At 39.5% G+C, this 12,635-nt stretch carries 9 protein-coding genes; 5 read left to right on the plus strand and 4 right to left on the minus strand.

Annotated features, from left to right (window positions below; translation table 11 throughout):
* Window positions 1-131 precede the first annotated feature (131 nt).
* From tsaA to ACSFVZ_RS02315, 3 genes are all read left to right on the plus strand, one after another.
* Window positions 132-836: a tRNA (N6-threonylcarbamoyladenosine(37)-N6)-methyltransferase TrmO gene (tsaA, locus tag ACSFVZ_RS02305; protein WP_435557993.1), complete on the plus strand. Its 705-nt coding sequence runs from the start codon at window positions 132-134 to the stop codon at window positions 834-836.
* 114 nt (window positions 837-950) lie between these two features.
* Window positions 951-2,675: a proline--tRNA ligase gene (locus ACSFVZ_RS02310; protein ID WP_435557994.1), complete on the plus strand. Its 1,725-nt coding sequence runs from the start codon at window positions 951-953 to the stop codon at window positions 2,673-2,675.
* A gap of 139 nt (window positions 2,676-2,814) precedes the next feature.
* Window positions 2,815-3,648 carry a UDP-2,3-diacylglucosamine diphosphatase gene (locus tag ACSFVZ_RS02315; protein WP_435557995.1) on the plus strand — a complete coding sequence of 278 codons (834 nt, stop codon included), beginning with the start codon at window positions 2,815-2,817 and terminating at the stop codon, window positions 3,646-3,648.
* On the opposite strand, the gene ACSFVZ_RS02320 is transcribed toward ACSFVZ_RS02315, so the two are convergent.
* The 4 genes from ACSFVZ_RS02320 to ACSFVZ_RS02335 all read right to left on the minus strand — a co-directional run bounded on the left by ACSFVZ_RS02320 (window position 3,645) and on the right by ACSFVZ_RS02335 (window position 9,649).
* Window positions 3,645-6,686, minus strand: a complete 3,042-nt coding sequence (locus ACSFVZ_RS02320; protein ID WP_435557996.1) for an ATP-binding protein — start codon at window positions 6,684-6,686, stop codon at window positions 3,645-3,647. The two genes, ACSFVZ_RS02315 and ACSFVZ_RS02320, sit on opposite strands and share 4 nt — an antisense overlap.
* A gap of 164 nt (window positions 6,687-6,850) precedes the next feature.
* On the minus strand, window positions 6,851-8,059 hold the full coding sequence (locus tag ACSFVZ_RS02325) for an ABC transporter permease subunit (protein ID WP_135924417.1): 1,209 nt from the start codon (window positions 8,057-8,059) through the stop codon (window positions 6,851-6,853).
* On the minus strand, window positions 8,052-8,840 hold the full coding sequence (locus ACSFVZ_RS02330; RefSeq protein ID WP_135924416.1) for an ABC transporter ATP-binding protein: 789 nt from the start codon (window positions 8,838-8,840) through the stop codon (window positions 8,052-8,054). The genes ACSFVZ_RS02325 and ACSFVZ_RS02330 overlap by 8 nt, the downstream gene beginning before the upstream one ends.
* Window positions 8,837-9,649: a DUF3025 domain-containing protein gene (locus tag ACSFVZ_RS02335; RefSeq protein WP_435557997.1), complete on the minus strand. Its 813-nt coding sequence runs from the start codon at window positions 9,647-9,649 to the stop codon at window positions 8,837-8,839. The genes ACSFVZ_RS02330 and ACSFVZ_RS02335 overlap by 4 nt, the downstream gene beginning before the upstream one ends.
* 111 nt (window positions 9,650-9,760) lie before the next feature.
* On the opposite strand from ACSFVZ_RS02335, the gene ACSFVZ_RS02340 reads away from it, so the two are divergent.
* Both ACSFVZ_RS02340 and ACSFVZ_RS02345 read left to right on the plus strand, forming a co-directional pair.
* Complete coding sequence (locus ACSFVZ_RS02340; RefSeq protein WP_135924414.1) at window positions 9,761-11,386, plus strand: M28 family metallopeptidase; 1,626 nt, start codon at window positions 9,761-9,763, stop codon at window positions 11,384-11,386.
* A gap of 71 nt (window positions 11,387-11,457) precedes the next feature.
* Window positions 11,458-12,633: a putative manganese transporter gene (locus tag ACSFVZ_RS02345; RefSeq protein ID WP_435557998.1), complete on the plus strand. Its 1,176-nt coding sequence runs from the start codon at window positions 11,458-11,460 to the stop codon at window positions 12,631-12,633.
* Window positions 12,634-12,635: the final 2 nt, after the last annotated feature.

A 12,635-nucleotide genomic window follows, 5' to 3' on the forward strand; every position in this document is an offset into this window, starting at 1 on the left:
ACAATAGAACCACTATTACTTGCAATCAATGCCTTGCCTAAATCGCTTTTAATTCCAACTGAAACTCGCATCTTGAGATGGTTTGGGTATATATATAAAATGTCGGCAGATTATCTTAACGACAATGCACAATGAGCGAATACCAATTAACTGCCGTCGGCCACATTCAATCTCCTTACAAACAAAAATTTGCTATACCGCGCCAACCTCGTTTGGTTCCTGAAGCGAAAGCAAAGCTGGTATTCAGCAGCGATTTTAACCGCGAAGAGTTTGTTCGCGGCCTCGATGAATTCAGCCATATTTGGTTATTATTCAGATTTCACGAAACCGCTGATAAAGGCTACTCAGCAATGGTAAGACCCCCGCGTCTTGGCGGTAATGAGCGTAAAGGTGTATTTGCAACACGCGCAACCTTTCGCCCAAACGCAATTGGGATGAGTGCTGTTAAACTGGAAGGCATCGAATATAAAAATGGTCAATTAAGCTTATTACTGTCAGGTATCGATTTGCTCGATGGCACACCAATATTAGATATTAAGCCTTATTTACCTTACTCAGATGCGATTACTGATGCTACGGCAGGCTTTGCCGATACCCGACCAGAAACCGATATGAGTGTCGAATTTAGCGATGAAGCCCTAGCCTTTATCGAAAAACAAACTGAACAACCTGAATTAAAAGCGTTTATAAGCAATGTATTAAAGCAAGATCCTCGCCCGGCATACAAAAAGCAACGTGATTCAGAGCAAAGCTACGGCATGACCTTATATGACTTTAATATTCGTTGGCATGTTAAAGATAACCACAATACAGTGATCAGCATTGAAAAATGCTAGCTTTTTTACATATAGCGCTTTAGTGTCAGTGATTCCACTGGTAAACTGAGCGCCTTGTTACTACTCAAACGTCTTGAGTAAACGATAATAATTTTAACACTACTTGGAATAGAGATGCGTACCAGTCAATATATACTCGCAACACTTAAAGAAACTCCGTCTGATGCAGAAATTGTTTCTCATCAATTAATGCTACGAGCAGGCATGATCCGCCGCGTTGCGTCGGGTTTGTATACATGGTTGCCCTCTGGTTTACGCGTACTTAAAAAAGTAGAAAACATTGTGCGTGAAGAAATGGATAAAGCTGGCGCTATCGAAATGTTAATGCCAATTATCCAACCTGCTGATCTTTGGGAAGAGTCTGGTCGTTGGGAGCAATTTGGTCCTGAATTACTGCGTATTAATGACCGCCACAACCGCCCATTTGCTCTTGGTCCAACTCACGAAGAGGTGATCACTGACTTTGTGCGTAAAGAAGTAAGCTCTTATAAGCAATTACCACTTACTTTATATCAAGTGCAAACCAAAGTACGTGACGAGGTTCGCCCTCGTTTTGGTGTAATGCGTGCTCGTGAATTCACCATGAAAGATGCTTACTCTTTCCACTTAAGTGATGAGTGTTTAGAGAAAACATATCAAGTAATGCACAAAGCATACTGCAACATCTTTGAGCGTCTTGGTCTTGATTACCGCCCTGTTATCGCTGATACAGGTTCTATTGGTGGTAGCGTATCGCACGAGTTCCACGTACTTGCAGAATCTGGTGAAGATGCAATTGCCTTTAGTGATGCAAGTGATTACGCTGCAAACATCGAAAAAGCAGAAGCATTAGCACCGACTGAAGAGCGCCCAGCAGCAAGCAAAGAGTTAAAAGTGTTCCCAACGCCTGATGCAAAAACCATCGCTGAGCTTAAAGAACATTACGGTGTTAAACCTCATCGCGGCGTGAAGACATTAATCGTATATGGTGCGCCAGATGAAAACGAACAACGTGGTTTAGTTGCGCTTGTTTTACGTGGCGACCATGAATTAAACGAATTAAAAGCTGAAAAACATCCACTTGTGGACTCACCACTTGAAATGGCGAAAGAAGAAGACATCGTTGCTGCTATTGGTGCAAAACCGGGTTCATTAGGCCCTGTAGGCCTAACGATGCCAATTATTGTTGACCGCTCTGCAAATGTACTTGCTGACTTTGTTGCGGGTGCAAACAAAGACGGCGAACACTACAGCGGTATTAACTGGGATCGTGATGTAGAAAACTACGAAGTTGCTGATATTCGTAACATCGTGGAAGGCGATCCAAGCCCATGTGGTCAAGGCTCACTGCAAATCAAACGTGGTATTGAAGTAGGTCATATCTTCCAGCTAGGTACTAAGTACTCAGAAGCTATGAAAGCAGGCGTACTGAGTGAATCTGGCAAAAACCAAATTATGACCATGGGTTGTTATGGTATTGGTGTTTCTCGTATCGTAGCTGCGGCTATTGAGCAAAACAACGACCAATACGGTATTAAATGGCCACAGCCAATAGCACCATTTGACTTAGCAATTGTACCTATGAACATGCATAAGTCTCACCGTATCCCTGATATCGCTGAAAACCTTTATAAAGGATTAAAAGAAGCGGGTTTAGACGTGTTGTTTGATGACCGTAAAGAGCGCCCTGGTGTGATGTTCAACGATATGGAACTGCTAGGTGTACCTTTCACACTTGTTATTGGCGAGCGTAACCTAGACGAAAACAAGGTTGAACTTAAAAACCGCCGCACAGGTGAAAAGCTAATGCTAGATTTAGATACTGCAGTTGCAGAAATTACATCTTTAATTAAAGGCTAATTAGCTAGCTATTGATAAACAAAAAACCGCTTCGGCGGTTTTTTTGTTTTATTAATTGTCATAGATGTTTCGCTAAAGCGTCTTTTTACTGTCATTGATTCTGCCTAGCATTTACTTTATTACACCATGAGTAAATGCCATGAATAACACCACTTGCAGTAGTAAAACCCACTATCCTGCCGTTTGGATCTCCGACGTTCACTTAGGTTACAAAGACTGCCAAGCGCAGTACTTACTCGACTTTTTAAATGCCATTGAATGCGACGTACTGTATTTGGTCGGTGATATTGTTGACTTATGGTCAATGAAACGACAATTTTTCTGGCATTCAAGTCACTACGATGTGTTAGCGCTTATTCAACAAAAAGCGAAAGAAGGCACCAGAGTTATTTATATACCCGGTAATCATGACGAAACCTTTCGCCATTATGCCAATGAGTCGTTGTTCGGTATCGAAGTACACAAACAATATATACACACCACTAAGGCCAACAAACGGTTTTTGCTTTTGCACGGTGATGATTTTGACTCAGCAACCCGATACAACAAATTAATCAGTATTGCAGGCGATGCTGGCTACGACTTGTTATTATTTCTAAATCGTTGGACTAATCGTATTCGCCGTTTATTTGGTGGTAATTATTGGTCTTTAGCGTCTTGGATAAAAGCTAGAGTACATAAAGCGCGTGAAGCGATCGATGCCTTTGAAAAAGCAGCCATCCATGAAGCAAAAAAACAAGCTGTCGATGGCATCATTTGCGGGCATATTCATCACCCTGCCGTTAAAGTAGTTGATGGTATTTTGTATTGTAATGATGGCGACTGGATAGAAAGTTGCACTGCATTAGTTGAAAACAGTTCAGGTCGTATTGAGTTACTACACTGGAGTGAAACACAAAAAGTGATTCACTCTGCAGACATTAATAAACTGACACCTAATCACGGACTTAATAATAGCCAAGATGCAGCCTAGTTTTTTAGCCACATTGCTAATTTTTTACGTAATGTGGCTTGTTTTATAGGCTTGGTAATATAGTCATTCATACCAACACTTAAACACTTTTCTCTATCGCCTGCCATAGCGCTTGCCGTCATCGCTATTATGACAACATCTTGGTATTGCTGTCCTGCTTTTCCCTGACGGATCGCTTTTGTACAGTCATAACCATTGAGATTGGGCATCTGACAATCCATTAAAATTAAATCAAATACTGATTTGTTATTTTTCAACACATCGAGAGCGTCCAGTCCATCACTAGCAGACTCAATATGTATATGGCTATCTCGTAATATTGCTTTACTGACTTCTATATTAATTAAGTTGTCATCCACGATTAAAATTGACCGGTTTGATAAATCTAACTCTATACGCTCTTTTTCATCGTGGTTTTTACGTTCAATAAGATGATCTGAATCTTTATAAAGTAATGCTAATCGGTAAACTAACTCATCTTTAGTCACGGGTTTAGCAATGAAGATAATATTATCTGGCAATTGTTGTCGTTTATACATGGAGGATAAAATCCCCAAAACCATTAAATATTTATCAGTATTATGTTTTGCATAGCTGATAACGCTATCAATTTCTGCATGTTTGTGATCAATAATGATTAAGTCAAAGCTAGTAAGTTCATTGCTACTAAAAGACTTTATTTTTTGTAAACTTTTATAAGTCGGAAAACATATACTTTGCAGCTTTTTCTCAATGTTCTGCGCTAAAACTTCATAACTTACTGCTAAACCAATTCTTTTTTCAGCCAATAATGCCATTGGTTTATTTAATGGCTTTTCTTGCTGCACAATTTCAACTGAAATTGTCGCTGTAAAACAACTGCCTGCATCTTTTTGACTTGTAACAACTATATCTCCCCCCATCATCTGCGCGAGGCGCCGACTGATCGATAATCCAAGTCCACTTCCACCATAATGCCGTGTTGTGCTTGAATCTTCTTGGGTAAATACTTCAAATAACTTACTTTGATTTTGCTCTGATATACCGATCCCTGTATCAGTTACTGCAAACGTCAATTGTACAGTGTGTTCATCAATATGTTGTTCAGCCACCGATAAAAGCACATGACCTTTGTGCGTAAATTTAAACGCATTGCTTAATAAGTTATTTAATATCTGTTTTAAACGATGACTATCACCTATTACAGTTCGATGTTTTACATCACAAGTATCTAGTAACACTTCGAGGCCCTTTTTATGCCCCTGCATTGCCATTGAGGTGATTAAATCACTACATACCGCCACAACATCAAACTCATGAAAATCTAAATCTAACTTTCCTGCTTCAATCTTAGAAAAATCTAAAATATCGTTTATTAAAGTCATCAACGAGTTGGCACTTGCATTTGCATAATGTAAATACTGTAACTGTTGCTTTGTTAGGGGTTGCTCTTCAAGCATTTCTAGCATCCCCAATACCCCATTCATAGGGGTGCGAATTTCATGGGAGATATTAGCGACAAATTCACTTTTAGCTTTACTGGCTGCCAAAGCTTGCTCGGTTGCAGACTCAAGCTCAGCGGTACGTTTTTTAACTTCTTCTTCTAAAGTATCATTTAACTTTTCAAGCTGATGCTGCGCGTTTTTTAGCGTATCAATATTCCTAGCAATTGCTGCTAACTGAGTTTGTTGATTCGCTGCGTCATATATCGTCGCGAGAGTAATAGAAAAATAATGCGTTTTATTTTGATCAATATGAATAGCCTCAAATGAACAAGGCTTATCTGATTTTATAGCATGTTTGACGCCTAAAAAATCTTCATCGTTAAAATTGAATAGCTGCTCAAACTCAGTTTTGTTTTGCTCAATGCCAAAGAAAGTTTTTGCTGTTTTATTTGCATAGCAAATGATCCCATTAGGCATAATCATGAAAATTGAATCTGAAGAACTTTCGATAATCTTGCTATTTTTTTCTTTCAAAAAATTTAATTCTAGCTTTCTGTTAATGTTGCGCTGATAGATAATAAATACAGCTATAACGCATATAAGTGCTAAACAAATTAGAAAGATAAATTTGTTTCGCTTTTGCTCTAAATTTTTTAGTAAGTCATCTGTATCAACTGACACCGCAATCGTTAATGGTGCCATTTTTATACCGTTTTTAAATTCCACAGTTTGTTTTAAGTAAAGTTGCTTATGTAGATAAAAAGCATCAAAAAAATCGACTGTGTTTATGTTTTGATTTTCAGAAAAATCCTTAGACCATGATTTATCGCTCCCTAACTCAAAACTAAACCGGTATGTTTCATCTGGGTGATACAAATATTGCTGGTTAGCATTAAGCAAGTACACATTAAACTGCTTATCAGTATCAGCTGTAAGCTTTCGTAAAAGATTGTCTGCAAAGTAGTTTATGATGAGTACCGCAAATGGGCTTCCATTGGCATCTTGAACCAGTTTAGAAACCCTGTAACTAGACACATAGGGTCGCTGAATTTGGCCGTTTTCTCGGTTGTAATTAATTGGCGAAATATACACTAAGCCATTTGCTAATTGTGAGGTGATGGTCATGTATTCTCTGTTGCCTTTATGTTGTAGCTTATCCTCTGCCACACGAATAACTTGACCATCTATATTATCGACTCTTACAACTTCTTTACCGTTATCTGCAATGTAAATATACCTTGCTTGGGCTATATTCTTATCTGTAGTCATAAAACCACTGAAAATTTTTGCTAACCTGTCTTTCCATGCTGAAATAGGTGTTCCAAGTACAGGATCTATTTGTTGCTCATTAGTGGCGCGCATAATGGCCATAATAGGTGGGGTTGCATCTAGAAAGTTAAGTGCAGAAATATTTTCTCTAAATACAGAGCGTAAAGCAGCTTCTTTATCAGTCAGTTCTCTTTGCATCTTTATTTGAGTACGTTCAAATAATTGTTCACGCAGCGAGTATTCGTATTGTACTGTGATTAAGCCTGCCGCGATTACTAACACAAACAAGGTAATAATGGGGATTTTATGGCGACTAAAAATACGTCTCGGCTGTACATAGTCCATTTAATCAATTGCCTATTATGCGAGTCTTCCTTCAGTATAGGTCAAAATCATAATAATAAAGATTGATCGTAAATAAAAAACAAAACCACTAAGACGTATTTTTACTTTCACACAGACAATAAAAAAGCACCGCTGCGGTGCTCTTTTAGTAGCCAGAATTTTGACTAGCGGAACAGTACATCCTCTTTATTAAACCATTTAACACAAAACGCGAGTAATGCACCTGCCACAATGACTGTCGCTAAGAAAATTAAACCCACAAGTGTGTAATCGACGGTGCCTTTAATGATTTCTTTGATTGCCAACGCAACGTTTGTCACTGGAATAAAAGCGGTTTTGCTCGTCAGTTCAACATTCGGCATTAAAGCAACCATAATTGGAAAAATGACACCCATGCTTAGTGGTGCCATGTAGTTTTGTGCTTCTTTAAAGGTTCGCGCATAAATAGAAATAGCCAGCGCTAATGACGAGAAGATTGCAGCTATAGGCAATAACAACACAAAAATCAGCCCTAAATCTAATACCGTTAAAGAGCTAAATGCGTTTTTAACAACAGCTAAATCAACAAACGCAATTGCAACCGCGATCCATATTCCCATACTCAATACAGTAATTGTCGTTGTTGCAATCGATGACGCTAATAAAGTAATAAACTTACCAAGTACCAATTGAGTGCGTGTTATTGGTGTTAGTAGCAGAGTTTCTAACGTTCCACGTTCTTTTTCACCAGCACCTAAATCAATCGCAGGATAAGTTGCGCCCATTAATACAAGTGGAATGAGTAAATAAGGAATAAAGCCACCAATTTTCTCACCCAGATTTTCACGCTTATCTGCGGTATCAACCTTTACAACTTTGATAGGCTCGATAATGGCAGCTTGTTGCTGCTCTGATACGCCAAAGCTTAATAATTTGCTAGTACGCAGTTTATCGCCATAGTCTTTAGCAAGCTCTTTAACGCGGTCAAATAAAAAGTTAATTGCCTTTGCATCGTTATAAACAACTTGCCATTCACTTTGCTTAGCGTCGTCTAGTGTTTGCTTTGCGTCTGACGGTAAATAGATACCCATATCGATGGTGCCTGCTTTTACCGCATTAGTGAGATCTTCTACGCTATTAAAGGTTTCGTCGCCTTTATATAAAGTAAAGCTTTTGTGGTAAAACACCTTATCTGTAAACTCTTGCGCGTAGTTACCATTAATAATTGCGTAGGTATGCACTTCTTGCTCGGCCTCAAGTGCCGCTTGCGAGCTAATAAATGCCATAACAGCAAATAACAGTGGGAATATAGCAACCGGAAGAGCAACGACGAATATCAAGGTTTTACGGTCACGTAGCAGCTCTTTTAATTCCTTTTTAAATACTTCAAACATCACGGCTCTCCGTTAAAATATTCATAAACGCTTGGTTTAGCTCTTCGCTTTTACCCGTTTGTTTAAACTCATCTAAGGTGCCATCAAAACAGCTAATACCTTGATTAATTACCGCAACCCGATCGCAAAGTAACGCTACTTCATCTAAGTGGTGAGTTGAGAAAATAACCGGTGTACCCTGCTCTTTAAGGCCACGAATAAAGTTAATAACAGTTTGCGTTGTCATAATGTCTAAGCCAGTCGTTGGCTCATCAAGAATAACCACGTCAGGGTGATGGACAACAGCGCGAGCAATATTGGCCTTTTGTTTCATACCCGTAGAGAGGTTTTCTGCACGTTTATCAATAAAGTTGTGCATATCAAGCAAGGTGAATAGCTCATCACAACGAGCAGCGACCGCTTTTTTACTCATGCCATGTAAACGGGCAAAATATTCTATGTTTTCTTTAACCGTCAAACGTCCGTATAAGCCAGTACTGCCAGACAGAAATCCAATTGATTTACGGCCAACTAATGGCTTTTTAACAATATCGTGCCCAGAGATAGTAATACTACCTTCATCTGGTTTTAAAGCTGTTGAAATCATTCTTAAAGTGGTCGTTTTGCCAGCACCATTTGGACCTAACAACCCTAACACTTCGCCTTTATTACATTGAAAGCTAACGTCTCTTACAGAATGAAAAAACTCTTTATCTTCACGGGGATCTATATTGTCCGTTTTATTTTTTTTATGATCTTTCGTTAGCTTAAACTTTTTCTTAAGCCCTGCGACTTCAATCATGTGCGTTTCCTTCGTTTCGGTCTAAAGTAATCGGTATTACTATAAAAATCTGGATTTTCATTGTCAGTCCACCAACCCGGCACACCTAACAATGGCAGCGGCGATAAATTTTTATTGTCCCGCAAGCAATCATCATTTTTTATCATCTCATAAAGACGTTGATCTAGATACGCATATTGCTCGCTTAAATCTTTACAAAATATGTCATCAGGAACAACAACAAACAAAGCCTTACCTGTTAGGCCGATATAAGGCTGAGTCAGCATTTCGTAATTAGCGTGACCAAACATATATGGCCTAATACTTTGCCCCCATTGTTGTCGCTGCTCAACAAACGCCTGTTGCCATTGGTGGTCGCGTAATAGCTGTTGCCAACTTTGTTCTGTAATTGCAAGCACGACACCACATTCATCAAATAAAGTTAGTGCGTTTCTATGTTTGCTACGCTCTTTTAGACCGTGTAGTTTAATTTCTTCTATATGTTGATGATTGATCAGCGCTTTGGTTTTTGGGAATAAACACCAAATAAATCCGCCAAAAAGGTCGTGCCAATTTTGTTGTCTTGTTGGTACTTGCCCAGTTTCAAAGATAATTTGTTCGTAATAGCGAGTTTCGTCAGCAAATTTTTCATCTTCAACAAAACTAATGGCGGTGCCTTGTGATGTTTGTGCATTCAGATACTGACTAAACCAGTGACATGAAGGCCAATCTGATAGCTTATCTATATTAAATAGTGTTGCTAAATCAGCAAAGGCACCGGTTGTTAAGTATTGTGTAGACCACTGCTCGGGTGCGGTAAATCGTTTCATTGCGTAATATATTAACTTCTTGATGTATTGTGACTAGTTTACCGCAAAAACTGGTTCTCATTAATAGAACCTCATATACTAATGCCACCATAAAACAAAAAAAGAGCTATTATGAAACGCTATTTTCCAGTGACACTCCTTGCAAGTGCTATCATTGCAGGCTGTGCTTCAACAAGTATCACTTCAAATGATGTAGAAAAAGCCTATCAAAGCATTAACTCAGAGCAATTAGCTGAGCATATTAAAGTGTTGGCATCAGATGAGTTTGGCGGCCGTGCACCATCATCAAAAGGTGAAGAGCTTACCCTTGCCTATTTAACTGAACAATTCAAAGCATTAGGTTTTGAGCCGGGTAACGGCGATAGTTTCTTACAAGAAGTACCGCTTGTTTCACTTGAAGCAGATTCAAACATGGTACTGACTATTGGTGGCAAAGATTACCAATACAAAAAAGACATGGTTATGGGCAGTAGCCGCATAAGTGCAAAAGAAAGTATTAAAGACTCAGAACTTGTGTTTGTTGGTTATGGTGTCAATGCACCTGAATACAACTGGAACGACTACGAAGGCCTGGACGTAAAAGGCAAAACAGTTGTCATGCTGGTAAACGATCCTGGTTTTGCGACTAAAAACCCTGATTTATTCACCGGTGATGCCATGACCTACTATGGTCGTTGGACATACAAATACGAAGAAGCGAGCCGTCAAGGTGCAGCAGGTGCAATTATCATTCACGAAACAGCACCAGCTTCTTACCCTTGGTCTGTTGTTGAAAACTCTTGGAGCGGCGAACAATTTGGTTTCCAAAAAGAAAACAACAACATGGATCGTGTTGCTGTTGAAGGCTGGGTAACCACAGACGTTGCTAAAGAGTTGTTCTCGAAAGCCGGTTTAGATTTCGACACCATGAAAGCAAATGCTGCAAAAGGTGCTTACCATGTTGATATGGGCGACCTAACAGCCAGCGTTGAAGTAAACAATACGATTAAAAAGTCAATTTCGTATAACTTTATCGCGACTTTACCGGGTAGCGAAAAGCCAGATGAGCACATCATTTATTCTGCTCACTGGGACCACCTTGGTACAGATAAAACCCGTAAAGGCGACCAAATCTATAATGGTGCCCACGATAATGCGACAGGTACTGCAGGTTTAATTGAAGTGGCAGAAGCGTTTGCAAGTTTACCTGAGCACCCTAGCCGCTCAATGACATTCTTAGCTGTCACGGCTGAAGAGCAAGGTTTACTTGGCTCTAAATATTATGCTGCAAACCCTGTGATCCCAGCTTCTCAAACTGTTGCAAACATCAATATGGATAGCTTGAACTTATTAGGTAAAGTGAAAGATATCAGTGTTGTTGGTATTGGCAAATCAGAAATGGATAGTCTGCTAGAAACAGCTGCAAAAGCACAAGGCCGTACAGTATCTGGCGACCCTAAACCGTCTTCAGGTGGTTACTATCGCTCTGATCACTTTGCGTTTGCAAACATGGGTGTACCAGCAATGTATGCCGGTGGCGGTAGTGAAGCCCTTGATGAAGAAACAGCAAATTACCGTAAGCGTATGAGTTTAGTGCTTCGTGGTTGTTACCATCAACCATGTGATCGTTACCGTGATGAATGGGATTTATCAGGTGCCGTTCAGGATCTTCAGTTATTCTATCAAGTAGGTTTTGATATCTCTGAGCGTAAAGAATGGCCTAAATGGAATGCTACTTCAGAGTTCCAACGCCAATAGATGCAAATGAGATTGATTTTCATTAAAATCTAATTTACAGTGTAACCTGATTAATTTTTAGGTTGCACTGTATGCTCTCATTATCACAAACATCGAGTTTCATTCCTAAAAAAGTGAGGTGTTATATTACGGATAATAAACGCTTGTTTTTACCCCTTCTTTTGCTTGTTGCATTAGTAGTACCAACAACGCGTGAATTTACCCTTCAAGCTTTAAGTGATGCTTTTTTTCAAGTATCAGTATTTGTTGCAGCCACCTTATTAATCTATTACTACCTAATTGATCGCCTTCCTCAGTTACAGCTTAGCTATTTACATGCTAAATCAGGCATTCTAGAAGTGAGTTTTGCTTCAATCTTAGGTGCTTTACCTGGCTGTGGGGGTGCCATTATTGTGGTAACCCAATTTACCAAAAAACAAGCTAGTTTTGGTTCTGTTGTTGCAGTCTTAACCGCAACCATGGGGGATGCTGCTTTTTTGCTATTAGCCACTCGCCCACTTGATGGTTTATTAATGATGTTAATCGGTGTTGCTGTGGGCGTTATTAGCGGTCAGTTAGTTAACACATTTCATAAAGCTGATAAATTTCAACCTGATGAAGCAAGCGAATACACAGAACCGCCGCAGTGCCAACCAAGCGCTTTGAAATTTAGCCGCCCTGTTTGGAAATTGACCCTAGTACCAAGCTTGATAGTTGCCTTTGTTATCGCAACCAATACCGACCTTAGCGTATTCGGTAATAGCGTTAATCAAGGTATCACCCTATTTGGCTCGATTATGGCGTTATTCACTGTAGTTGTATGGGCACTTTCATCTAAAGGCAGCAGTTATAAACAAGTAACCAGTGAAGAGGCTCCTTGTACTCCACCTTCAAAACTAACAAAGGTTTTAATGGACACCCACTTTGTTACGGCCTGGGTTGTCGCCAGCTTTATGCTTTTTGAAATTTTAGTTAATCTGGCTGGTATAAATTTGAGCGTATGGTTTTATGACTACGCATATTTAGCACCGCTGGTGGCTGTAGCCATTGGTTTATTACCTGGTTGTGGGCCGCAAATTGTCGTAATGACACTCTATATTCAAGGCATTATTCCATTTAGCGCGATGGCAGCAAATGCAATTTCGAATGATGGCGACGCCCTATTCCCAGCAATCGCATTAGCACCAAAAGCAGCGCTAATGGCAACTGTGTATTCAACAATACCGGCACTGTTATTCGGTTATGGCTTGTACTTTTACGGAATATAATT

Source organism: Pseudoalteromonas nanhaiensis, assembly GCF_051235485.1.
Lineage (GTDB): Bacteria > Pseudomonadota > Gammaproteobacteria > Enterobacterales > Alteromonadaceae > Pseudoalteromonas > Pseudoalteromonas lipolytica_C.

Excerpts from the sequence above, each read along its gene's own strand:
- ACSFVZ_RS02345 (WP_435557998.1), top strand. The coding sequence starts at position 11,458 with ATGCTCTCATTATCACAAACATCGAGTTTCATTCCTAAAAAAGTGAGG.
- ACSFVZ_RS02310 (WP_435557994.1), top strand. The coding sequence starts at position 951 with ATGCGTACCAGTCAATATATACTCGCAACACTTAAAGAAACTCCGTCT.
- ACSFVZ_RS02330 (WP_135924416.1), bottom strand. The coding sequence starts at position 8,840 with ATGATTGAAGTCGCAGGGCTTAAGAAAAAGTTTAAGCTAACGAAAGAT.
- ACSFVZ_RS02315 (WP_435557995.1), top strand. The coding sequence starts at position 2,815 with ATGAATAACACCACTTGCAGTAGTAAAACCCACTATCCTGCCGTTTGG.
- ACSFVZ_RS02335 (WP_435557997.1), bottom strand. The coding sequence starts at position 9,649 with ATGAAACGATTTACCGCACCCGAGCAGTGGTCTACACAATACTTAACA.
- tsaA (WP_435557993.1), top strand. The coding sequence starts at position 132 with ATGAGCGAATACCAATTAACTGCCGTCGGCCACATTCAATCTCCTTAC.
- ACSFVZ_RS02325 (WP_135924417.1), bottom strand. The coding sequence starts at position 8,059 with ATGTTTGAAGTATTTAAAAAGGAATTAAAAGAGCTGCTACGTGACCGT.
- ACSFVZ_RS02340 (WP_135924414.1), top strand. The coding sequence starts at position 9,761 with ATGAAACGCTATTTTCCAGTGACACTCCTTGCAAGTGCTATCATTGCA.
- ACSFVZ_RS02320 (WP_435557996.1), bottom strand. The coding sequence starts at position 6,686 with ATGGACTATGTACAGCCGAGACGTATTTTTAGTCGCCATAAAATCCCC.